21 protein-coding genes are annotated in these 21,500 nt (G+C 70.6%); 12 read left to right on the top strand and 9 right to left on the bottom strand.

Annotated elements, in window-relative coordinates:
• Positions 1-29: 29 nt before the first annotated feature.
• Positions 30-656: a lytic transglycosylase domain-containing protein gene (locus ACQPZW_RS46040; RefSeq protein ID WP_433792290.1), complete on the bottom strand. Its 627-nt coding sequence runs from the start codon at positions 654-656 to the stop codon at positions 30-32.
• A gap of 1,363 nt (positions 657-2,019) precedes the next feature.
• Between ACQPZW_RS46040 and ACQPZW_RS46035 the strand changes: the two genes are divergently transcribed.
• Together ACQPZW_RS46035 and ACQPZW_RS46030 are read left to right on the top strand one after the other, a co-directional pair.
• Positions 2,020-2,238, top strand: coding sequence for an FmdB family zinc ribbon protein (locus ACQPZW_RS46035; RefSeq protein ID WP_433792289.1), 219 nt, complete (start codon positions 2,020-2,022; stop codon positions 2,236-2,238).
• A gap of 335 nt (positions 2,239-2,573) precedes the next feature.
• On the top strand, positions 2,574-5,204 hold the full coding sequence (locus ACQPZW_RS46030) for an ATP-binding protein (RefSeq protein ID WP_433792288.1): 2,631 nt from the start codon (positions 2,574-2,576) through the stop codon (positions 5,202-5,204).
• Positions 5,205-5,412: 208 nt separating this feature from the next.
• On the opposite strand, the gene ACQPZW_RS46025 is transcribed toward ACQPZW_RS46030, so the two are convergent.
• A complete protein-coding gene (locus ACQPZW_RS46025; RefSeq protein WP_433792287.1) occupies positions 5,413-5,847 on the bottom strand; it encodes a phospholipase in 435 nt (144 codons plus the stop codon).
• A gap of 95 nt (positions 5,848-5,942) precedes the next feature.
• Between ACQPZW_RS46025 and ACQPZW_RS46020 the strand changes: the two genes are divergently transcribed.
• The gene (locus ACQPZW_RS46020; RefSeq protein ID WP_433792286.1) at positions 5,943-6,959 is read left to right on the top strand and encodes a potassium channel family protein; all 1,017 of its coding nucleotides are present in this window, start codon (positions 5,943-5,945) and stop codon (positions 6,957-6,959) included.
• Positions 6,960-6,985: 26 nt separating this feature from the next.
• Here the strand turns inward: ACQPZW_RS46020 and ACQPZW_RS46015 are convergent, their stop codons facing one another.
• From ACQPZW_RS46015 to ACQPZW_RS46005, 3 genes are all read right to left on the bottom strand, one after another.
• Positions 6,986-8,569: an IS1634 family transposase gene (locus tag ACQPZW_RS46015; RefSeq protein ID WP_433792285.1), complete on the bottom strand. Its 1,584-nt coding sequence runs from the start codon at positions 8,567-8,569 to the stop codon at positions 6,986-6,988.
• Between the two features lie 121 nt (positions 8,570-8,690).
• On the bottom strand, positions 8,691-9,701 hold the full coding sequence (locus ACQPZW_RS46010) for a 2-oxoacid:ferredoxin oxidoreductase subunit beta (protein WP_433792284.1): 1,011 nt from the start codon (positions 9,699-9,701) through the stop codon (positions 8,691-8,693).
• Positions 9,694-11,472, bottom strand: coding sequence for a 2-oxoacid:acceptor oxidoreductase subunit alpha (locus ACQPZW_RS46005; protein WP_433797835.1), 1,779 nt, complete (start codon positions 11,470-11,472; stop codon positions 9,694-9,696). The genes ACQPZW_RS46010 and ACQPZW_RS46005 overlap by 8 nt, the downstream gene beginning before the upstream one ends.
• A gap of 248 nt (positions 11,473-11,720) precedes the next feature.
• On the opposite strand from ACQPZW_RS46005, the gene ndhC reads away from it, so the two are divergent.
• From ndhC to ACQPZW_RS45980, 5 genes are read left to right on the top strand one after another with little or no spacing between them, the layout of a single operon-like run.
• Positions 11,721-12,098 (top strand): NADH-quinone oxidoreductase subunit A, encoded by a 378-nt coding sequence (gene ndhC, locus ACQPZW_RS46000; protein WP_433792283.1) that lies wholly within the window; start codon positions 11,721-11,723, stop codon positions 12,096-12,098.
• Positions 12,099-12,152: 54 nt separating this feature from the next.
• Complete coding sequence (locus ACQPZW_RS45995; RefSeq protein ID WP_433792282.1) at positions 12,153-12,611, top strand: DivIVA domain-containing protein; 459 nt, start codon at positions 12,153-12,155, stop codon at positions 12,609-12,611.
• On the top strand, positions 12,608-13,078 hold the full coding sequence (locus ACQPZW_RS45990) for an SRPBCC family protein (protein ID WP_433792281.1): 471 nt from the start codon (positions 12,608-12,610) through the stop codon (positions 13,076-13,078). Before ACQPZW_RS45995 ends, ACQPZW_RS45990 begins: the two co-directional genes overlap by 4 nt.
• Positions 13,075-13,653 (top strand): DNA-3-methyladenine glycosylase I, encoded by a 579-nt coding sequence (locus ACQPZW_RS45985; protein ID WP_433792280.1) that lies wholly within the window; start codon positions 13,075-13,077, stop codon positions 13,651-13,653. Before ACQPZW_RS45990 ends, ACQPZW_RS45985 begins: the two co-directional genes overlap by 4 nt.
• A 4-nt stretch (positions 13,654-13,657) precedes the next feature.
• Positions 13,658-14,161 (top strand): hypothetical protein, encoded by a 504-nt coding sequence (locus ACQPZW_RS45980; RefSeq protein ID WP_433792279.1) that lies wholly within the window; start codon positions 13,658-13,660, stop codon positions 14,159-14,161.
• 2 nt (positions 14,162-14,163) lie between these two features.
• On the opposite strand, the gene ACQPZW_RS45975 is transcribed toward ACQPZW_RS45980, so the two are convergent.
• Both ACQPZW_RS45975 and ACQPZW_RS45970 read right to left on the bottom strand, forming a co-directional pair.
• Positions 14,164-14,964 (bottom strand): enoyl-CoA hydratase-related protein, encoded by an 801-nt coding sequence (locus tag ACQPZW_RS45975; protein ID WP_433792278.1) that lies wholly within the window; start codon positions 14,962-14,964, stop codon positions 14,164-14,166.
• A 29-nt stretch (positions 14,965-14,993) separates the two neighbouring features.
• Positions 14,994-15,788 (bottom strand): PaaX family transcriptional regulator, encoded by a 795-nt coding sequence (locus ACQPZW_RS45970; RefSeq protein WP_433792277.1) that lies wholly within the window; start codon positions 15,786-15,788, stop codon positions 14,994-14,996.
• Positions 15,789-16,063: 275 nt separating this feature from the next.
• Between ACQPZW_RS45970 and ACQPZW_RS45965 the strand changes: the two genes are divergently transcribed.
• Positions 16,064-16,231 carry a DUF3117 domain-containing protein gene (locus ACQPZW_RS45965; protein WP_317790010.1) on the top strand — a complete coding sequence of 56 codons (168 nt, stop codon included), beginning with the start codon at positions 16,064-16,066 and terminating at the stop codon, positions 16,229-16,231.
• A 77-nt stretch (positions 16,232-16,308) separates the two neighbouring features.
• On the top strand, positions 16,309-17,709 hold the full coding sequence (locus ACQPZW_RS45960; protein WP_433792276.1) for a leucyl aminopeptidase family protein: 1,401 nt from the start codon (positions 16,309-16,311) through the stop codon (positions 17,707-17,709).
• On the opposite strand, the gene ACQPZW_RS45955 is transcribed toward ACQPZW_RS45960, so the two are convergent.
• Complete coding sequence (locus ACQPZW_RS45955) at positions 17,674-18,282, bottom strand: O-methyltransferase (RefSeq protein ID WP_433792275.1); 609 nt, start codon at positions 18,280-18,282, stop codon at positions 17,674-17,676. The two genes, ACQPZW_RS45960 and ACQPZW_RS45955, sit on opposite strands and share 36 nt — an antisense overlap.
• Before the next feature lie 251 nt (positions 18,283-18,533).
• Between ACQPZW_RS45955 and ACQPZW_RS45950 the strand changes: the two genes are divergently transcribed.
• Both ACQPZW_RS45950 and ACQPZW_RS45945 read left to right on the top strand, forming a co-directional pair.
• Positions 18,534-19,796: a S1C family serine protease gene (locus ACQPZW_RS45950; RefSeq protein ID WP_433792274.1), complete on the top strand. Its 1,263-nt coding sequence runs from the start codon at positions 18,534-18,536 to the stop codon at positions 19,794-19,796.
• 72 nt (positions 19,797-19,868) lie between these two features.
• Positions 19,869-20,288 (top strand): preprotein translocase subunit TatB, encoded by a 420-nt coding sequence (locus ACQPZW_RS45945; RefSeq protein WP_433792273.1) that lies wholly within the window; start codon positions 19,869-19,871, stop codon positions 20,286-20,288.
• 40 nt (positions 20,289-20,328) lie between these two features.
• On the opposite strand, the gene ACQPZW_RS45940 is transcribed toward ACQPZW_RS45945, so the two are convergent.
• Positions 20,329-21,480 (bottom strand): Mrp/NBP35 family ATP-binding protein, encoded by a 1,152-nt coding sequence (locus ACQPZW_RS45940; RefSeq protein ID WP_433792272.1) that lies wholly within the window; start codon positions 21,478-21,480, stop codon positions 20,329-20,331.
• Positions 21,481-21,500 lie beyond the last annotated feature (20 nt).

Raw genomic sequence — 21,500 nt, 5'->3', positions numbered from 1 at the left:
TGGTCACCGATGTCTCGCGGCCCGGAAGGTCAGGCCTTGCTGCGCCGCCCGTAGTCCTGAGCGGTCGTGAAGACCTTCTGCGCATAGGGCCGGACCGCGTTGTACGACAGGATCGCGTCCCACCACGTGTCGGTCTTGGACAGGTCGCGGCTGCCCTTGCACAGATAGACCGCCGCGGTCAGCGCCGCGTCGTCGATGTCGTTCGGGTTCGCCACGCCGTCCCGGTCCGCGTCGATCGCCGTCTCCTTCCAGGTCGACGGGATGAACTGCATCGGCCCGATCGCCCGGTCGAAGGTGGTGTCCTGGTCCAGCGCGCCCCGGTCGGTGTCGGCGATCAACTGCCGGCCGCCCTGCCCGTCCAGTGGCAGCCCCAGGATCGTCGGCTGCGCGACCCCGTCCGCGCCGAGCACCGCCCCGTTGAAGCTGCCGTGCGACGACTCCACCTTGCCGATCGCCGCGAGCGTGGTCCACTCCAGGTGGCAGCCCGGGTTGGTCTGTGCCAGCACCAGCTCGGCGTAGCCGTAGGCCTGCACCGCCACCACCGGGATGCCCACCCGGGTGCCGTTCTGCTGCGCCCAGGCCGCGAGGGCGTCGGCGGGCCGGGCCGCGTTCACCGCGGGCTGGGTCGGGGGCACACCCGGCAGTCCGGTGCCCACCCCCGGCAGTCCGTTGGTCCCCCGGGCAGTCCGTTGGTCCCCCCTGGTAGACCGTTGGTCCCCCGGGTAGTCCATTTGTCCCCCCGGGAACCGGAACGCCCGGCAGCGTCCCGGCGCCCGGCAGCGCCCCCACCGGCGGAGCCGAGCCCTCCGGCCCCCCACCGAACGTCGGAGTGGCACTGGGCGCGGCCGTGGCCTCCAGCGCCCGCGGCACCAGATAGGCCCCGAACGAGCCGGCCAGCACCACCAGCGTCGCCACCAGAACACCCGGCACCACGACCCGGCCGACCGGTCCCCGAACCCAGGTGGCGAACCCGCGGGCGGCCCGGCCGGTGGCCCGCAGAGGCCGTATACGCCGCCGCGTCTTCCCCGGCACCCCGTCGGCCTTGGCGTCCGCCGCCGGTTTCCCGTCCGTGCCCGTCTTGGCGCCTACCGCCGGTTTCCCGTCAGCACCCGTCTTGGCATCCCCGTCGGCCTTGGTGTCCCCGCCGGCCTTGGCGTCTCCAGCGGCCTTGGCGTCTCCGCCGGTCTTGGTGGCCCCGTCGGGCTTGGCGTCTCCAGCGGCCTGGGCTTCTCCGCCGGGCTTGGTATCTCCGCCGGGCTTGGTGTTTTCAGGGCTCTCGGCGTCTCCGCCGGCCTTGACAGCCGTGCCTGGGCCGACGTCTCCGCTGTTCTTGGCGACATCGCCCGCCCCGTTGCCGGTTGAGGCGGCCTTGCCGTCATCCGCCGTGACCGGCTCGGCTCCGGAGGTCTTGCCCTCGACAGCGGCCTTCCCCGGACCGCCGGACGGTGCCGTGCTCTCGGGCGTCGGCGCCGACTTGGCTCCGGTCGTCTTCGCCTCGACCGGTGGGACCTCGCTACGCACCTCGGGGACGGCGACCGGCGGTGCCGATTTCGTCCCGATTGCGTCGTTGTCGACACCCGCCGTCGGGCCGGCGGCCCCAGAGCGCACCGACGAGGCACTACTCAGCACCGCACCTGACGAGGCGGCACCAGGCGAGGCAGCGTCAGGGGCGGCGGCGTCAGAGGCGGCGGCACCAGGGGCGGCGGCGTCAGAGGCGGCGGCAGAAGTGCCGGAGGCGGCGCGATCGGGCGGGGTCTCGGAGGTCGCGTCATCGCTCGGAGCCGCTCCTGAGCTGGCCAGCGGCCCACGCTGATGCGGCGCCGCGGATCGCAGCTCCGGCCGCTCTGCTGAGTTGTTAGACGCCTCCACCACGCGTCGACCCTACCCGCCGGAAACCATCCTCGGGAGGGACGCGGGCCGCCTGTGGACAACGCCTGCGGACGTGACCGCGCAACGGTCCGGCAACACCTCGCCGAACTCGCCGTGCGTGGCCCACCGCACGGGCTCTACGCTGGTCGGATGCCGCGCTATGAGTTCCGGTGCCGCGCGTGTGGCGCCACCTTCGAGGTCAGTCGTCCGATGCGTGCGGCCGCCGACCCGGCGGCCTGTCCGCAGGGGCACGCCGACACCGTCAAGCTGTTGTCCACAGTCGCCGTGACCGGCCGTGGTGGCGCGGCCCGCCCGGCGCCGTCCGGCGGTGGCGGTGGCGGCTGTTGCGGCGGTGGTTGCGGCTGCTGATCGGCGATCGCGTCGCGCGGCCGCTCCCGGCCGGCCGCGCGGCTGTCGACTTCGGCCGGTGACCCTCTCCTTGCGCCCGGTGGCGATTCGTTGCCCCGTACGGGTACACCCGGCCGCCCTCGCGGTTTTGGCCGCACGCGGCGTTTCCGCGTTCGATCTCTTTCGTTACGAGACGCGTAGTCCCGTATGCCTCCGGTCGATGCGCGATCAGGACGTCCTCCGTGAGGGGTCGGCAATGGCGGGGACTTGATTACCGTCCGTTTCTACGATGGGCGGTGACGCAGAGATACGGCAGCATGATTCGCGACTTCCCAAAAGGGGGCGGAGGTTCCACCGTGTCGGGACGTATCGAGCTACCCAGTGGCCTGGTGACCTTTATGTTCACCGACATCGAGGGCTCGACGCGGCTCGCTCGGATGCTCGGTGAGACATATCGAAGTGTTCTCGGAGCGCATCGAGCTGTGCTACGCGGAGTGTTCGACGACTTCGGGGGTGTCGAGCTCTTGACGGAGGGTGACTCCTTTTTCGTGGCCTTCTCGAACGCTGACGCGGCTGTCGCGGCGTGCGTCGAGGCGCAGCGCCGACTGTCCGCCCACGGCTGGCCACGGCACGACGCGGTGCCCCGGGTGCGGATGGGCCTACACACCGGCCGGGCTGTTCCGGTCGGCCAGGAGTACGCCAGCGCCGAGGTGCACCGGGCCGCGCGGGTGTCCGCGGCAGCCCACGGCGGACAGGTGCTCTGCTCGGAGGCGACGGCCCTGGCGGTGACCGCCACGTACGCGGCCACGACCGGCGGCTCGACCGGTGCCGCGGCCGCCGCCACGCTGGCCACCGTGGACCTGCTCGACCTCGGGGCGTTCCGGTTGCGCGGGTTCGACGACGACGAGCGGCTGTTCCAGGTGATGGCGCCCGGTCTGGAGCGGGACTTCCCGCGTCCCCGGACCGCCGAGGCGCCCCGGCACAACCTTCCGGCGGAGCACGCCCCGTTCGTGGGGCGCCGGGCCGAGCTGGCCGAGCTGGCCGGGCTGATCAGCCATCACCGCCTGGTCACGGTCGTCGGTCCCGGTGGCTCGGGCAAGACGCGACTCACCCATGCCGTCGCCGAGCAGCTGCTTCCGGCGTACCCCGGCGGTGTTTGGACGATCGATGCCGCCGCCGCGGCGAAAGGCCTGCCGCACGCCCTGGCCGCGGCTCTCGGCCTGCGTCCCGAACCGGGCCGGCCGTTGATCGACACGCTGGTGGAGGAGTGCGCCGAGCGCCGCATGCTGGTGGTGCTGCAGACGTGTGACGCCGCGCCCGCGCTGACCGCGACCCTGGCGCACCGGCTGCTCAGCCGCTGCCGCCGGCTGGACGTGGTGGCGACGGCCCGGGCGCCGCTCGCGCTCGCCGGGGAGACCGTGTGGCGGATTCCGCCGCTCGTGCCGGCGGACGCGTTCGCGCTGCTCCGGGACCGGGCGGCGGCCGCGCAGGGCGGGCGTCCCGGTGATGGTGACCCGCAGCTGGCCCGGCTGGCGGCCCGGCTGGAGGGCTCGCCGCTGGCGATCCAGTTGGCCGCGGCCCGGCTGCGACTGCTCCCGGCCGAGCAGCTGGCCCGGCGCCTCGACGATCCGCTGGGCGCGCTGGACAACGACACCGCGGGCGACGGCCGGCACGCCAGTCTGGCCAACAACCTCACCTGGTCCTACCGGACGCTGGGCAGTCGTGCCGCCGAGCTGCTGCGGCGCCTCGCCGTCTTCGCCGGGCCGGTCGACCTCGCGACCGTCGAGTGGTACGACCCGGACGCGCTCAGCGCCCTCTCCGAGCTGGCCGACAAGTCGCTGGTCGAGGTGACGCCCGGTCCCCGGTACCGGCTGTCCGAGCAGGTCCGCGCCTACGCCTTGCGCCGGCTCGCCGCGACAGGGGACGAAGCGGCCGCCCGCGACCGGCATCTCACCTGGTCGCTGCACATGCTGGACCGGGTCGCCCCGGACACCGGCGATCAGGTGCGCACGCTGTCGTTGACCGAGCTGAGCCCGTACGTGGCCGAGTGGCAGGCGGCGCTGCGATGGGCGACCCAGACCGGTGACGTGGCGGCCGGGCTCCGGTTGGCGGCGGCCCTGGACCCGTGGTGGCGGGAGCACGACGACACCCGGGAGGGCCGGGAACTACTGACCGCCCTGTACCAGCGGTTGCCCGCCGACGTCCCCGCGCCCGAGCTGGCCGCGACCTATCTGGTGCACGCCGGTCTCACGCCCGACCGTGGCGAGCAGGACCACTACCTGCGGCTCGCCGAAACGGCAGCCGGTGCGGTGCCGGGGGAGGAGACCGGGCTGGTGACCCGTGTCCGGATCGCCCGGCTGATCCTGGGCGGTGACGATCCGGGCGCGGCCGAGCGGGACTGCCGTGAGGCGATCGCCGTGGCCGAACGCGCCGGTGCCCCGAACGCCGCCTTCCCCGCCGTGCTCGGCCTGGCCGAGTTGCTCTGGCGACGCGACGCGCTGACCGAGGCGGCCGAGCTGCTGGGCGCCGCCCGTCATCTGGAGACCGCACGTCCCGAGGATCGCGGCCGCCGTACCGTCGACTGGCTCCTCGGCATGGTCGCGCTCCGCCGCGGCGATCTGGTGGCCGCCCATGATCACCTGGTGGTGGCGCTGCGTTCCCGGTTGCGGCACGGATTCCGGGGCGGGGCAGCCGACGCGGTGGCGGCGATCGCGGTCCGCTGCGCCCTCGGCGGCGACCCGGCGACCGCGGCGGTGCTGTTCGGTGGCGCGGAGGCGGCCCGTGGTGCCCGCCGGACCGCGTCGTTCGGCGCCTTCTGGTCGCTGCGGCAGGCGTCGTTGCGGGCCGCGCTCGGCGACGCCGCCTTCGACGCGGCCTATGCCGACGGTGCGGGCATCGGGTTCGACCGGATAGTGGCCATGGCTCTCGCGGTGGAACACCCCGACCTGGAAAATGGCGCCGCCCGGTTCGCGCAAATAGTCAGATGATCAGGACCGTGAGCCGCAGATAGTCAGATGACCAGGACCGTGAGCCGTCGCCCGGACCGGTCATGGGGCGTACGCGACGGCTCGCGATCTCGGCCACCGCATCCGCCCGGCGGTCGCGCTGTCGGCCGGGACCGGCCGCCGGCGTCGCGGTGTACGAACGGGACGGCGTGGACGGCGTCTGCCGACGTCTCCGGGCGTACCGCATGATCTATGTCCTGGGCAGGAACCGGACCGCCTCGTAGTAGGTGAACGCGATGCTGTTGCAGAACGGCTGCGCGAGTTGGTGCCGGGCATCGCAGACGCGGCGCAGGTCGGCGCGGAAGACCTCGTCGATGCGGTCCTTGTGACCGGCCAGGTCGTCGCGGTAGTTGCGGTAGCCGAAGTCGTGGTGCCGGCAGGCGTCGGCGAAGTCGAAGCCGATCGGGGTGTCCGGCGCGCGTGAGCACACGTCGCTCGACCAGTCGAAACGGTAGACGGCCCAGCGGGCCCGGTCCTGGCGGGCGGCCTTCCAGGCGGCCGTGCTCTCCGGGGTCGGCTGGGTCCAACTCGCCAGGATCTCCTCGCGGCTCGTCGATGCCGCGGTCGCGGGCATGCCGGGGAGCAGCGCGGCGACGACGAGCGCGGTTACCGCCAGGTGGCGCATGTGGGACCTCCGACGCGCGCGGCCGGTGACTGATGTGATGTGCTGGGATACGTCCTTCAGCTTGACCGTTAAGGTGATCGCGTGCGGGCGGTTCCATGATTCATCTACCTATGGTCCGGCAGGGGCCGCTGAGGGCTCTCGGGTTCCGGTTGTTGATGGCGTGTTCCCTGGTGCTGTTCGCGGTCGCGGTGATCTACGCCGATCGCGAGGGATACCGGGACGTCAACGAGGACGGACTGACCCTGCTCGACTGCTTCTACTACGCGGTCGTCTCGCTCTCCACCACCGGCTACGGCGACATCACGCCGTCGACCCAGTCGGCCCGGCTGGTGAACGTCCTGTTCATCACGCCTGCCCGGGTCCTCTTCCTGATCATCCTGGTCGGCACCACACTGGAGGTGCTGACCGACCAGTACCGCAAAGGCCTTCGGGTCAGCCGGTGGAGGCGCAAGTTGAAGGACCACGTGATCATCTGCGGTTACGGCACGAAGGGCCGGGCCGCGGTCGCCGCACTGCTGGAGACGGGGTACGACAAGTCTCGGATCGTCATCGTGGAGAACCGGGAGGCCGGCGTCCGGCAGGCCGCGGCCAGCGGATTCGTCGTCATCGAGGGCGATGCGACCCGGTCGTCGGTGCTGAACGACGCGGATGTGAAGAACGCCAAGTCGGTCATCATCGCCACCGACCGGGACGAGGCGTCGGTGCTGATCACGCTGACCGTGCGCCAGCTGACGGCCGGCCAGGTGCGGATCATCGCGGCCGTCCGCGAGCAGGAGAACGCCGCCCTGCTCAAGCAGAGCGGCGCCCACCACGTGATCGTGTCGTCGTCGACGGCGGGCCGGCTACTGGGCCTGACCACCACCGCGCCGCCGCTGATCGACGTGGTGGAGGATCTGCTGACTCCGGGGCAGGGCATGGCGCTGGCGATGCGGTCGGCGGAGCGGGCCGAGGTCGGCCGTAACCCGCGCGAGCTGCCGACCCTGGTGGTGGCGCTGATCCGCCGGGGCAAGGTGCTGCCGCTCGGTGGCGAGCAGATCGTCACGATCGAGACCGGCGACCTGCTCGTCTACATCCGTGACGACGAGTCCGTGCCCGGCGGGGTCAGCGTCTAGACCCGTATTCCGCACGTCGGCGATCGTCAGCACCATTCCAACGGGTTGACGTCGAGCAGGTCGAGGATTTCGAGTTGCAGAGGTGTGGGTTGAGGGATGGTGTGCAGGTTCCCGCTGGTCGCGGGAATGAGTCTCAGCCCGGTAAGGGCCTGGAAGATCAGCCGGGTCGTCGGGACGGCGGGCCGGCCGGCGTAGAGGCCGGCGACGGTCGTCCGACCTTGGGCGCGTAACGCGGCCCTGATCTGGCGTTCGATCAGGCTGAAGACGAGCAGCGCGAGGCAGACCACGGTGATCATGGCAGTGATCCGACGGTTGTTCTTCAGATAGATCGCGGCGACGGCCAGGGGGCCCTTGAACGCCGAGTAACGACGTTCAACGGCTTCCTGGCCCTTGTAATGCAGCAGGACCTGAGTGGCGTCAGCGTCGGCCGTGTCCAGGTTCGTCAGCAGCGCGTACCAGCCGTCGGTCGCCGCTTCGGCGTCGATCACACTCTGATCGAAAGACCAGGTGAGGGTAGGTTTCCCAGTCGCAGTGTCGGTGCCGGTCGCCGTTTGCAGATAACCGGCGACGCGGCGGGTCCTGCCGATCACCGCCAGCCGGGCCTCGACCGCGGCGACGTCCGGGTAGTGCCGCGAGCCCAGCCCACGCTCAAGCCGGGCCAGGTCGTCGCGGGCCCGGTCGAGTTTCTGGGCCCGCGCCGTGACCGCGGCACCGGCCCGGGCGCTGGAGTGCACGAACACCCGACGCAGGGTGAGCACCGGATCGCGCTTGCGGGGACCGGCCAGGATCATGGCGTCCTCGAACACATGCCACGTCCCCCACCGATCGGGGTCTTTGCCCTGGTCACGACCGGCGACGTAGTCGACCGGGGTAGCCCGGTCCAGATCCAGGCCGGCCAACCGCTCGGCTTTGACGTACGCCTTCGACGCCGGAGCCACGAACGTGACATCGTCAGCGTGCATCTTCGTCAGATTGTCGTACGACACCAGTTTCGAGTCCCCGACGATCAACAGCCGCCGAGCGGTGGCGATCTGCTGCAACGCCTTCATCATCGGTACCACCTGGGCGACCTCACCGGCACCACCGTCATACGCCCGGTGAAATACCGGCACCCCGCCGTCACCGGTCACCGCGATCCCGGTCTGAACCTGCCTCAAGTCCGCCCGCCGGTCCTTGGGATGGCCGTACTTCGGCGCCGGATAGTCCTCATCGGCCTGCTCGTACTCCCCGTGCAGCGAGATCGAGGTCATATCCCAATGCAGGCGAGACACATCGATGCCGAACACCTCGATCGCGGCCGCCCCGACCGACCCGGAGATCGAGTCGACCTGCGGCGCGATCGCATCCAGAGCCCGACCGACCCGGTCATCGTTGAGCTGGCCGGCACGCAACCCGAAGACTTCCTCGACCGCGTACCCGCCCGCCCAGTCCCGAACCCGGACCAACGGTTCCGGCGAGGTCAACCTATTCGCGACCAACGCCTCGACAACCTGGCCGTGAGTCAGTTCCGACCGGTCGTCGACCGGACACAACCCATCGATGACATCCCGAATCCGCAGCCGGGAAGCGAACGCCGCGACCACCGGCAACGACCCCAACGCCTTCTCCACCGACGGCACCGGGCCGTACCGCGCACGCTCTCTCACAGCCCGGCACGCTGCCACCGGCACTTCCCGGCACCAACCCACCACGCCGAAACCCACCACGATCATCGACCCGCGGAATACGGGTCTAGACGATCGTCCAGGTGTCGCCCGAGTTCAGCAGGCCGTCGAACATCTCCTCCGGAGTGCCGGTGGCCTGCGCCTGGGCGTCGAGCACCTGCTTGCGGACGATCTCGTCGTAGGACGGCCGCTGCACGTTGCGGAAGATCCCGATCGGCGTGGTGTTGAGATCGGAGCCGGAGAGCCGGCTGAGCGCGAACGCGTACGCCGGGTCGTCCACCGTCGCGTCGTGGACGATCGGGATGCCGCCCTCCTGCACCTTGAGGCCGAAACTGCCCTCGGGGTGGACCACGTTGAGGTTGCCGACGGTGATCGGCTCACCCTGCTCCAGCCGGATCAGGTGGGCGTCCCGGGTGTCGGAGTCCTTGATCAGGTCGAAGGCGCCGTCGTTGAAGATGTTGCAGTTCTGGTAGATCTCGACGAATGCGGAGCCCTGGTGCTCGGCGGCCGCCCGCAGCACCGACTGCAGGTGCTTGGCGTCCGAGTCGATGGTCCGGGCCACGAAGGTCGCCTCGGCGCCCAGGGCCAGCGAGAGCGGGTTGAACGGCGTGTCCGCCGAGCCGGTCGGCGTCGACTTGGTGATCTTGCCGAGTTCCGACGTCGGAGAATACTGACCCTTGGTGAGGCCGTAGATCCGGTTGTTGAAGAGCAGGATCTTCAGGTTCACGTTGCGTCGCAGCGCGTGGATCAGGTGGTTGCCGCCGATCGACAGGGCGTCGCCGTCACCGGTCACCACCCAGACGTTCAGGTCGGGGCGGGAGGTGGAGAGACCGGTCGCGATCGCCGGGGCACGCCCGTGGATCGAGTGCATCCCGTACGTGTTCATGTAATACGGGAACCGGGACGAGCAGCCGATGCCGGAGACGAAGACGATCTTCTCGCGCGGGATGCCCAGCTCCGGCATGAACCGCTGCATGGCCGCGAGGATCGAGTAGTCCCCGCAGCCGGGGCACCAGCGGACCTCCTGATCGGACTTGAAGTCCTTGGCGGTCAGTTTCAGAGCGATCGTCTCAGCCATTCTTGACCACGTCCTCCAGCATGCTCTCCAGCGTCGCCGCGGTGAACGGCAGGCCGCTGACCTGGTTGAACGGAACCGCGTCGACAAGATAGCGGGACCGGATCACCGCGGCCAGCTGACCCAGGTTCATCTCGGGGATCACCACCTTGTCGTAGCCGGCGAGCACCTCGCCGAGGTTCGCCGGGAGCGGCGACAGATGCCGCAGGTGCGCCTGCGCGATGGTGAGACCGCGTTGGCGCAGCGCGCGACAGGCCGCCCCGATCGGCCCGTAGGTCGAGCCCCAGCCGAGCACGAGCACTCTCGCGGCCTCGGACGGGTCCTCGACGTCCACATCGGGCACGGGGATCGCGTCGATGCGGGCCTGCCGGGTGCGGACCATGAACTCGTGGTTCGCCGGGTCGTAGGAGATGTCCCCGGTCTTGTCGGCCTTCTCCAGACCACCGATGCGGTGCTCCAGGCCGGGCGTTCCGGGCACGGCCCACGGCCGCGCCATCGTCTCCGGATCGCGGAGGTACGGCAGGAAGCGCCCGTCCTCGGTGTTGGCCGCCGTGGCGAACGAGACCCGCAGGTCGGGCAGCTCGTCCACGGACGGCAGCAGCCACGGCTCGGACCCGTTGGCCACGTAGTTGTCGGACAGCAGGATCACCGGGGTCCGGTAGGTCAGCGCGATCCGGGCCGCCTCCAGCGCCGCGTGGAAGCAGTCGGACGGCGACCTGGGCGCGATCACCGCGAGTGGTGCCTCGCCGTGCCGGCCGAACAGCGCCATGTTGAGGTCGGCCTGCTCGGTCTTGGTCGGCATGCCGGTCGACGGCCCGGCCCGCTGCACGTCGACGACCACCAGCGGCAACTCCAGGGCGATGGCCAGCGAGATGGTCTCGCCCTTGAGGGCCACGCCGGGCCCGGAGGTGGTGGTGACGCCGAGCGCCCCGCCGTAGGCGGCCCCGAGCGCCGCCCCGATCGCCGCGATCTCGTCCTCGGCCTGCATCGTGGTGATGCCGAACCGCTTGTGCTTGGAGAGCTCGTGCAGGATGTCGGAGGCCGGAGTGATCGGGTAGGCGCCGAGGAAGAGCGGCAGTCTCGACCGGACCGCGGCGGCCACCAGCCCGAGCGCGAGCGCCTGGTTGCCGGTGATGTTGCGATACGTCCCGGGCGGCATCTTGGCCGGCTTGATCTCGTAGCGCACCGAGAACGCCTCGGTGGTCTCGCCGTAGTTCCACCCGGCCCGGAACGCCTCCTTGTTGGCCACGACCAGGTCGGGCCGCTTGGCGAACTTGCGCTCCAGGAACCGTAGCGTCGACTCGTACGGCCGCGAGTACATCCAGCTGAGCAGCCCCAGCGCGAACATGTTCTTGGCGCGCTCGCCGTCCTTCTTCGAGACGCCGCTCTCGGCCAGCGCGCCTAGGGTCAGGGAGGTGAGGGCCACCGGGTGCACCGCGAACTCGTCGAGCGAGCCGTCCTCCAGGGGACTGACGGTGTAGCCGACCTTGGTCAGGTTGCGGCGGGTGAACTCGTCGGTGTTGACGATGATGTCGGCCCCGGCGGGCAGGTCGGCCAGGTTGGCCTTGAGTGCCGCCGGATTCATCGCCACCAGCACGTTGGGCGCGTCGCCGGGGGTCAGGATGTCGTAGTCGGCGAAGTGCACCTGGAAGCTGGAGACCCCCGGCAGGGTCCCGGCTGGTGCGCGGATCTCCGCGGGGAAGTTCGGAAGCGTCGAGATGTCGTTGCCGAGTTGCGCGGTCTCCGACGTGAACCGGTCCCCGGTGAGCTGCATGCCGTCGCCGGAGTCGCCGGCGAATCGGATGACCACGCGGTCCAGTTGCTCGACTCGCTTCGCTGGAGCGGCCACGATTCAACCTCCCAAAGGCGCGGTCCGGCGGCTTGAAGTCTGTCGATGAGCCGGCCCGCTGATCGTCACTTCCACACTACGTCGCCGCTCCTTACGAAGGGGCCGCGGACCGTTGCCCACAGTAGCCAGCGGTCGCCACGGCGAGCTAGTGCTCTTCGGTAGGCTGCACGATCGTGGAGGGATATCTGGGCTCGTATGCGGTTCTCGGTCTCGTCCTGGCCGCCGGTGTCCTGCTGTTCGTCGCGGCGTTCGGCGCGAACAGGCTGCTCCGGCCGGGCCGACCGGCGGAACCGGTGGGCAAGCGGATCTCCTACGAGAGTGGCATCGACCCGGTCGAGGGCGACTGGGCTCAGGCGCAGATCCGGTATTACGTCTATGCATACCTTTATGTGCTTTTCGCAGTTGAGGCCGTATTTCTCTTCCCCTGGGCGGTGATCTTCGATCGTCCCGGTTTCGGTGGCCTGTCCATCGCGGAGATGGGCATCTTCGTCGCCGTGCTCGCCCTGGGCATCCTCTACGCCTGGCGCAAGAAGATCCTCAGCTGGACCTGAACCAGACGGGTGGCGGTCTCGCCTCCGGAAAGCGGACATGTCAACATCGTGCGCATGGGTCAGCTTCTGCTCTTCATCGTCGTGGCTCTGGTCGTGGCGACGATCGTTTTCGGCGTGACCGTGTTGCTGAGCGGGGGCGACCCCGGACTGACCCCGGTCGAGCCCGACGGTCGCGCGGTCCCGCTGCCCGGTGACCGTCCCCTCGGCGAGGAGGACATCTCCCGGACCAGGTTCGACACCGTCTGGCGGGGATACCGGATGGCGCAGGTCGACCAGGCCCTGCAGCGCGCGGCGTACGACATCGGCTACAAGGGCGAGCTGATCGGTGTGCTCGAGGCCGAGGTCGCCGCGTTGCGCGAGGGCCGGACCGACGACGCCGACGCGCTGCGCAGGGCCCGCGAGGCGGCACTCGCCCCGGCCGCCGCCGTCCCGCCCGCTCCGGATTCTCCGGTCATCCCGATGGAGCCGTCCGTCGACGAGGACCAGGCCCAGGAGCCGGTGGAGAAGAGATGAGCAACGACTCGGAGGCGGGCCCAGGTGAGTTCACCGCCACGGTGATCGTCAACGCGCCCGCGCCCAAGGTCTTCTCCGCGTTCATGGACTGGGAGAAGCAGTCCGAGTGGATCCCGTTCACCCGCGTCCGGGTGGTCGAGGGTGACGGCGGCGAGGGCAGCCTCGTCGAGGCGGTCACGACGCTCGGCCCGGCGACCCTCCGCGACGAGCTGCGCGTGGTCAAGGTCAACGCGCCGTACGAGGTGCGCGTCGTGCACTGCGGCAAGGTCCTCAAGGGCCCCGGCGCGATGCGCTGCACCGCGATGTCCGGCGACCGTACCCAGGTGGTCCTGCACGAGTGGTTCCAGCTGCCCGCCGGCGCGGTCGGCAGGATCGCCTGGCCGGTGCTGTGGCCCGGGTCGAAACTGGGCTTCACCGGCGCGCTCAAGCGGTTCGCCCGCCTCGTCGAGCAGGGCCGCCTCCCGTGACCGAGACCGAGACCGGCATCGTGATCGGTGCCGACGGCCGCCCCCGCTGCTCCTGGGGCGGCAGCACGCCGGACTACGCGATCTACCACGACGAGGAGTGGGGCAGGCCGGTCCGCGGCGACGACGCCCTGTTCGAGCGGCTCACGCTGGAGGCCTTCCAGTCCGGCCTGTCGTGGATCACGATCCTGCGCAAACGCCCGGCGTTCCGGGCCGCGTTCGCCGATTTCTCGATCGCGAAGGTCGCCGAGTTCACCGAGGCCGACGCCGCCCGGCTGATGGCCGACCCGGGCATCGTCCGCAACCGGATGAAGATCGACGCGGCCCTGCACAACGCCCGGGTGGCGGCCGAGTTGGACCTGACCGGGCTGCTCTGGTCGTTCGCCCCCGCGGGACGGGACCGGCCACGCACCCGCGCCGACGTCCCGGCGGTCACCCCCGAGTCCACCGCCATGGCCAAGGCGCTCAAGAAGCGGGGCCTCACATTCGTCGGGCCCACCACGGCGTACGCGTTGATGCAGGCCACCGGCATGGTCGACGACCACCTCACGGACTGCTGGGTGCCCGTGATGAGATGACACCATGGCTCAGTTCGTGGTGATCATTCCGGAAGGGCAGTGGGCGACCGAGCGGTTGTTCCAGCACGACACGGTGACGGTGGCTTCCGCCCACGGCGCCGCCGTCGGTGACGAGGTGCTGCTGGTCGCCGAGGAGCAGGTCGTGGCCCTGGCGCGGGTGGAGAAATCGGACGGCGAGCTCACGTTGTGGTATTTGCGGCGCGCCTTCGACGAGGCGATCCCCTTCGCGGGGCCGGCCGGCGCGATCGACGAGGACACCTTCCAACGGTATGCCCGGCGCCTCGGCCCGCCCGCCGACAAGAGGCCGTGGCTGGTCAGCGTGGCCATGCCGATCGAGGCGGCCAACCCGGCGGAGGCGGTGCGCCAGTTCTGGTCGCACGTGCTCGAGCTGGGCCCCTCCGAGCTGCCCACCTACGTCTGGCCGTCCGGTGACGAGCTGGCCATGCAGGCCTTCGTCCTCGGGGCCGAGGCGAACCAGGACCCCGAGGAAGAGGACGAGGACGAGTAACGTCAGCGCCCCTGGTATTCGGGTCTCTGCTTGTTGAGGAAGGCGTTGACCGCGGCCGAGTGGTCCGCGGTCGCGCCGCAGATCGCCTGGGCCTGCGCCTCGGCTGCCAGCGCGTCCGACAGCGTGCCCGCGTCACCGATGGACAGCTCCCGTTTGATCGCGCCGTAGGCGATCGTCGGGCCCGCGGCCAGCCGGGCGGCCAGCTCCTGCGCCCGGGGCAGCACCTGCTCGTCGTCCTCCAGCAGCTCGGTGAGCATGCCGATGCGGGACGCCTCCTCGGCCTTCACCGGCCGTGCCAGCAGCAGCAGCTCGACCGCCCGGGCGTGCCCCACGATCCGCGGCAGCGACCAGGAGATGCCGCTGTCGCCGGCCAGGCCCACGTTGGCGAACGCCATCAGGAAGCTGGTCTTCGGCCCGCCGATCCGGAAGTCGGCCAGCAGCGACAGCGAGGCGCCCGCACCGGCGGCCATCCCGCGGACCGCCGCGATCACCGGTTTCGGCATGCTGGCCAGCCGCTGCGCGATCGGGTTGTAGTGCACCTGGACGGTGTTCAGGTCGGTGGAGCCGGCCGCCAGCAGCGTCGCGTGCTCCTTGAGGTCCTGGCCACCGCTGAAGTTGCCGCCGGCGCCGGTCAGCACGACGGCCCGGCACGACCGGTCGCTCTCCAGCTGGGCGAGGGTGTCCCGCAGCGCTTCCTTGAGGTCGACGGTGAACGAGTTCATCGCCTCGGGGCGGTTCAGGGTCAGGGTGACGACCGCGTCAGTGCGGTCGACGAGCAGCGATTCCGCCTTGAGTCCGTTCATGGGTGGCGGGTGGGGCGGTCGGATGGCGGTCATGCATCTGAGAATCCCACACGTCCACCACGAGTGGCCGATTGCAGGCAACGTTCCACGTGCCGGTCGGCGGCCGGGCGCAGCCGTGCGGCGTGCTTGTCGAAGAAGAGCGCGGCCTTCACACCCGGCCAGCCCGCCGGCAGCAGCGGGGCGGGGAGTTGAGGGTCCTGGAAGAGGAACGAGCGCCAGGCGTGGACCAGGCGGAACCGGGCGGCGTACGCCTCCTCGTCGGTGCTGCGCAAGGTGACCGCCTTGACGACGGGGGCCAGCACGGTGACGAACTCCTCGTACGACCGTCCGATGCGGGCGAGGTCCCAGGCGCGACCGACGATGTCCGAGCCGCCGGTGTGGGCGGCGCTGAACCGGGCGTGGCCGACGTCGCCGAGCGCCGACTCCACCTCGTCGGAGGCCCGGGGCGCCACCCACACCTGTTCGCTGAGCGGTCCGTAGCCCAGATAGGTGAGCCGCAGCGCGTCCTGCCGCCCGATCGGCTCGTCCAGCAGGATCATGTCGAAGCGGCCGTCCCAGCCGCCGCGACCGGTCCGGTACACCCGGGCGGCCGCCTCGTCGAGCCGGCGGGCGGCCTTCGGGGTCAGCAGATAGCCCGGTCCGGAGGCCATGCGTAGCGGATGCAGCCATCCCTGTCGCACCATTCGCGACACCGCGGTACGGACCGCCGGCGCCGCGATGTCGAGCGGGGCCAGCAGCCTCACGAGGGCCGCTACCGGGGCTCGGGAACCGCGAGCACGCAGGTAGTCGCCGTACAGGTCGAAGAGTGCGGACCGCGCCTGCATGACCGCACATTGTGACAGCCCGAAAGAGGATATGCTAGACGCTGTCACATCCGCCCGGGCTGGGTTTGGGTTCGCCGGTGTTCATCAGGGAAAATGTTTGATCGGCACGGTGGGCCGCAACGCGTGAAGACGTGAAAACGGCCTGAGCGGGCCGCCGGTCGGAAACGAGCACCGCGTCACGTGGGGCTGAGCACGTGACGAGGCTGCTGGCATTCCAGGAGCAAGTGGCTGTGGGGCAACCCACCGACCCTGACGTAGGTCTGAGGGGAGACAAGATGGCGGCGATGAAGCCGCGGACGGGCGATGGTCCGCTGGAGGTCACCAAGGAGGGTCGTGGCATCGTGATGCGCGTCCCGCTGGAGGGTGGTGGCCGTCTCGTCGTGGAGATGACCCCGGACGAGGCCAACGCGCTGGGTGACGCGTTGAAGCAGATCGCCGGCTGACGTTTCACGCGAGCCCGCCGGTACGGTACCGCCCGTACCGGCGGGCTTTCCACGTCTTAAGGAAAGGTCATCCTCCCGTGTTCGACATCCGATTGACGGACGTTCCCGACGAGACGGCGACCCGTGTGGTCCCGGTCGGCCCGGAGCTGGACGCCGAGGCGTCCGCGCTGGCCGCCGCCACCGAGGGGGCCGCCACGGCCGGGCGGATCACGGTCTTCCCGCGCCCGCTGCGCAACCCGTCCCGCATGCTGCTGGCCGGGATCGGCGACGGCGGCGAGGCGGACTGGCGGGCGGCCGGCGCCGCGGCGATCCGGGAGACCGCCGACGACGAGGACCTCGAGATCCACCTGCCCGCCGGTGTCGGCGCCGCATCGGTGCGCGGCCTGGCGGAGGGCCTCTGGCTCGGCGGGTACCGATATCGTGACGCGCCCCGGAAGCCTCGTGCCCGGGAGGTCCGCATCCATGGCGCCGCCCACCCCGAGAGCCTCGCCGACGCGCGGGTCACGGCACGGGCCGCCTGGCTGGCGCGTGACCTGACCAACACACCGTCGTCGGTGAAGAGCCCGGAGTGGCTGGCCGCCCAGATCGTCGCCGAGGCCGCGACACGCCCGGGCCTGACCGTGACGGTCCGCGCCGGTGACGAGCTGGCCCGGTTCGGTGGCCTGCTGGCGGTCGGCGGCGGCTCGGCGTCCCCGCCCCGCTTCGTCGAGATGTCCTGGCAGCCGCCCGGTGCGACCACCCACGTGGTCCTGGTCGGCAAGGGCATCACCTTCGACACGGGCGGCATCTCGATCAAGCCGCGCGACGCCATGAAGCTGATGAAGAAGGACATGGGCGGAGCGGCCGCGGTGATCGCCGCGACACTCGGCGCCGCCGATCTGAACCTTCCGGTACGGGTGACCGCGCTGACCCCGCTGGCCGAGAACGCGGTGAGCGGATCCGCGTTCCGCCCCGGTGACGTGATCACCCACTACGACGGCTCCACCAGCGAGAACACGAACTCCGACGCAGAGGGCCGGATCGTGCTGGCCGACGCGCTCGGCTACGCGGCCGACGTGCTCCACCCCGACCTGGTGATCAACCTGGCCACCCTGACCGGGGCGAACGCGGTCGCCCTCGGCAAGCGCACGGCCGCCCTGTTCAGCCCGGACGACGAGCTCGCCGCATCACTGACCGCGGCCGGAGCGGCGGCCGGCGAGCTGATGTGGCGGCTCCCGCTCTCCGACGACTACCTGGACAACATGCGCAGTGACGTCGCCGACCGGGTCAGCGCGCCGGCCGGGCCGGGCTCGGTGATGGCCGCCCTGTTCCTGCGCGACTTCTTCGGCGACATGCGCTGGGCCCACCTCGACATGTCCGCCCCGAGCTGGGCCGAGGCGCACGACCGGGAGCTGACCAAGGGCGCGACCGGCTGGGGCGCACGGACTCTGCTCCGTTACCTGTCAGCGCTTGACCGCGATGAGCAGCCCGGCGCCTGACGGGATCACCGCCGGGATCCAGTCCTCGGACTCGCGGATCGCCTTCACCGTCGCCCGGACGGTGAGGGTGTCCACGTCACGTGCGGCCGGGTCGCTGATCCGGCCGTTCGCGTGCGCGCCGTTCACGATCAGCACCCCACCCGGCCGCAGCAGGCGCAGGGCGGCCTCGGTGCATGCCGCGAACTCGGTGGTGTCGGCGTCCACGAAGATCAGGTCGTAGGCGCCGTCGGAGAGCCGGGGCAGCACGTTCAGGGCACGGCCACTGATGATCCGGGTCCGCGAGGACGCGTACCCCGCCTCCAGGAAGATCCGCCGGGCGATCCGCTGGTGCTCGTGCTCGACGTCGATGGTGGTGAGGACCCCGTCCGGGCGCATGCCCCGGAGCAGCCAGATGCCGCTCACGCCGGTCCCGGTGCCGATCTCGACGACCGCCTTGGCGCGGCCCGCGGCGGCCAGCAGGCTCAGCACCGAGCCGGCGCCGGGGGAGACACAGGGCAGGCCGAGCTCGTGCGCGAGAGCACGCGCGGTCTGCAGGACCGGGTCCTCGGTGGCGAAGGTCTCGGCGAACGGCATTGACTGCGCCGCCGGCTGACCGAATGAACGAGCAGGACCGATGATGACGACCTCCGTACGGCAATGGATGCCCGCGGCGGAACCGCGCACATCGGATAAGAGAGTAGAGCGATGTTCTCTGGTGATGCACCGCGCCGTCGATGGATAAACAGCCCACTCGGCGCAGGTGCGGAGCCGTGGCAAGGTGTGAACCGGTGAATCCGTGTCATCCTGGATGCGCGGAGCCGGGCTAACGGAGTGGAGGCACCGACGTGACCGACGGCTGGAACTGGAGCCGGCCACCGACGTCCTCTGCGCACCCGGCGCCCGGTGAGCCGCAGCAGCCGTCGCCGTGGTGGTCGGGTGGACAGGCCGATCCGTGGCGTGATCCCTACGCCCCGTCGGCGGTGGTCCTGCCTACCCCGCAGTCCACCGGTGGCACACCGTTGGAGACGCCGCCCAACCCCGACGCGCCACGCCGCTCGTTCACGCCGATTCTGATGATCTGCCTGGTCACCGCCCTGCTCGCGGGCGGTGTCGGCGGCACTCTCGGCTTCGTCTTCGCGGTCAAGGGCGGGTATGTCGACGGGGGCCGCACCCAGCTCGGCGCGTCCGGTCAGGGCGCCCCGGAGTCCGCTCAGCGGGCCCCCGAGTCCAACGGCGGGATCGTCGAGCGGGTCCAGCCGAGCGTCGTGACGGTCCGGGTCAGCGGGGCGATCGGGTCCGGCTTCGTGGTCTCCACCGAGGGCTATGTGATCACCAACGACCACGTGGTCGAGGGCGCCGACGACACCATGTCGGTCTCCTTCCATGACGGCTCGACCGCCGCCGCGACACTGGTCGGGCGCGATCCCGAATCCGACCTCGCAGTGATCAAAGTCGCAAAACAGGGCCTGGTCCCGGTCGCGCTCGGAAACTCCGACGACATCGCCGTCGGTGACCCGGTGCTCGCTTTCGGTTCACCGCTGGCGCTGGTCAACACCGTGACCGCCGGTATCGTGAGCGCCTTGGACCGCACCATCCAGGCCGGCGAGGAGACCGGCACCCGGCGCTACTACGCGGCCATCCAGACCGACGCCGCCGTCAACCAGGGCAACTCCGGTGGCCCGCTGGTCGACGGCGCGGGCCGGGTCGTCGGGGTCAACTCGGTGATCCGCTCGGTCGGCGGCACCACCGCCGAGGCGGGCAACATCGGCCTCGCCTTCGCCATCCCGATCAACCAGGCCAAGCGGATCGCCGAGGACATCATCGACACCGGCAAGGCCCGGCGCACCGTGATCGGCGCCGAGGTGATGACCCAGGAGTCCATCGGCGGCGCCCGGTTGCAGTCGGTGCAGCAGGCCGGCCCGGCCGCGGGCGCCGGTCTCAAGGCCGGTGACGTGATCACCAAGCTCGACGGGCACCCCCTGGACGACGGGATCGGCCTGATCGCCATGGTCCGTAAGTACGCTCCGGGCTCGGTCGTCGCCGTCGAATACCGGCGTGGCAGCAAGACGGCGTCAGCCTCGGTGACGCTCGCCGCGGACACCAACTGATGGGTCCGGGTGGGCTGCGTTCACACAGGGAGCGTGCGTAGTCTTGGCGCGGGAAGCCTGGGAGGGCCGGACGTGTTCGAGAATCTGAACTGGTGGGAGATCGGCGCGCTGCTCATGCTCGCGCTTCTGATCTTCGGGGAGCGGCTGCCCAAGGTGATCGGCGACGGGCTGCGGATGCTGCGCGGGCTACGCAACATGGCCCAGGGCGCGACCGCCGACCTGAGCCGTGAGCTGGGCACCGACATCCAGCTGGAAGACCTGCACCCGAAGGCGTTCATCCGTAAGCACCTGCTCAGCGAGGAGGACGAGCAGGCGCTGCGCAAGCCCCTGCAAAACCTCTTCGACGACGTGAAACAGGACCTCAACGGGGTCAAGTCGGAGCTGAACGACGTCGCGGCGGCCGTCGACATCCGCAAGAGCGGCTCCTCGCAGACGGCAGCGCCGGCCGAGGCTCCTCGACCGGCGCAGCGTTACGACCTCGACGCGACGTAGGACCACTCCGCGTCGTTTCGCGGCGTGACGGCTTCTGTGGTCAGCCCCGTTTGGCGTTGACCATGAGGCCCAGCGGCTTGCCGACGAGGGACTCCCGGCGGACTGCCAGCTTGTCGGCGACACCGTCGAGCGCCTTGGCGGCCGGGGCCTCCGGGTCGGCCAGCACGATCGGGATGCCGTCGTCGCCGGCCTCACGGACACGGGTGTCCAGCGGGATCTGACCCAGCAGCGGCACCCGGGCGCCGATCGTCTTGGAGAGTGAGTCGGCGACCGTCTCACCGCCGCCCGCGCCGAAGACCTCCATGCGCGAACCGTCCGGCAGCTCCAGCCACGACATGTTCTCCACCACGCCGACCAGGCGCTGGTGGGTCTGCAGGGCGATCGCACCGGCCCGCTCGGCGACCTCGGCGGCTGCCATCTGCGGGGTGGTGACGACCAGGATCTCCGCGTTGGGCAGGAGCTGGGCCAGGGAGATGGCCACGTCGCCGGTGCCCGGCGGCAGGTCGAGGAGCAGCACGTCCAGGTCGCCCCAGTAGACGTCGGCGAGGAACTGCTGCAGCGCGCGGTGCAGCATCGGGCCACGCCAGACCACCGCGGCGTTGCCGGCGGTGAACATGCCGATCGAGATCACCTTCACACCGTGCGACTGCGGCGGCATGATCATTTCCTCGACGCGGGTCGGCTTGCCCTCGACACCGAGCATCCGCGGCACCGAGTGGCCGTAGATGTCCGCGTCGATCACGCCGACCGACAGGCCCCGCTTGGCGAGCGCCGCGGCCAGGTTCACGGTGACGCTCGACTTGCCGACGCCGCCCTTGCCACTCGCCACCGCATACACCCTGGTCCTGGAACCGGGCTGAGCGAAGGGGATGACCGGCTCGGCGGACTCGCCGCCACCGCGCAGGGTGGTCTGCAGCGCCTTGCGCTGTTCCTCGGTCATCACACCGAAGTTGATCTCGACCCGGTCGATGCCGGGGATCTTCGTGACGGCGGCGGTGATGTCGTTGGTCAGCTTGTCCCGCAGCGGGCAGCCGGCGACGGTGAGCAGCAGATCGACCTTGACCAGGCCGGCGCTCACGGTGAAGCCCGAGACCATGCCGAGGTCGGTGATCGGGCGGCGGATCTCGGGGTCGTCCACGGTCGCCAGAGCGGCCTGGATGGCGTCCTCGAGCGTGGATGCAGGAGCGGACATGCAGCCCATGCTACGTCGAG

The organism is Actinoplanes sp. CA-252034, assembly GCF_050956125.1.
GTDB lineage: Bacteria > Actinomycetota > Actinomycetes > Mycobacteriales > Micromonosporaceae > Actinoplanes.
This window is presented reverse-complemented; position numbering and strand designations above follow the sequence as displayed.

What these genes read in the sequence shown, in the direction of transcription:
- ACQPZW_RS46035 (WP_433792289.1), top strand. Translation starts at nt 2,020, where the DNA reads ATGCCGCGCTATGAGTTCCGGTGCCGCGCGTGTGGCGCCACCTTCGAG.
- ACQPZW_RS46025 (WP_433792287.1), bottom strand. Translation starts at nt 5,847, where the DNA reads ATGCGCCACCTGGCGGTAACCGCGCTCGTCGTCGCCGCGCTGCTCCCC.
- ACQPZW_RS46020 (WP_433792286.1), top strand. Translation starts at nt 5,943, where the DNA reads ATGATTCATCTACCTATGGTCCGGCAGGGGCCGCTGAGGGCTCTCGGG.
- ACQPZW_RS46010 (WP_433792284.1), bottom strand. Translation starts at nt 9,701, where the DNA reads ATGGCTGAGACGATCGCTCTGAAACTGACCGCCAAGGACTTCAAGTCC.
- ACQPZW_RS46005 (WP_433797835.1), bottom strand. Translation starts at nt 11,472, where the DNA reads ATGCAGCTCACCGGGGACCGGTTCACGTCGGAGACCGCGCAACTCGGC.
- ACQPZW_RS45995 (WP_433792282.1), top strand. Translation starts at nt 12,153, where the DNA reads ATGGGTCAGCTTCTGCTCTTCATCGTCGTGGCTCTGGTCGTGGCGACG.
- ACQPZW_RS45990 (WP_433792281.1), top strand. Translation starts at nt 12,608, where the DNA reads ATGAGCAACGACTCGGAGGCGGGCCCAGGTGAGTTCACCGCCACGGTG.
- ACQPZW_RS45980 (WP_433792279.1), top strand. Translation starts at nt 13,658, where the DNA reads ATGGCTCAGTTCGTGGTGATCATTCCGGAAGGGCAGTGGGCGACCGAG.
- ACQPZW_RS45975 (WP_433792278.1), bottom strand. Translation starts at nt 14,964, where the DNA reads ATGAACGGACTCAAGGCGGAATCGCTGCTCGTCGACCGCACTGACGCG.
- ACQPZW_RS45970 (WP_433792277.1), bottom strand. Translation starts at nt 15,788, where the DNA reads ATGCAGGCGCGGTCCGCACTCTTCGACCTGTACGGCGACTACCTGCGT.
- ACQPZW_RS45965 (WP_317790010.1), top strand. Translation starts at nt 16,064, where the DNA reads ATGGCGGCGATGAAGCCGCGGACGGGCGATGGTCCGCTGGAGGTCACC.
- ACQPZW_RS45955 (WP_433792275.1), bottom strand. Translation starts at nt 18,282, where the DNA reads ATGCCGTTCGCCGAGACCTTCGCCACCGAGGACCCGGTCCTGCAGACC.
- ACQPZW_RS45940 (WP_433792272.1), bottom strand. Translation starts at nt 21,480, where the DNA reads ATGTCCGCTCCTGCATCCACGCTCGAGGACGCCATCCAGGCCGCTCTG.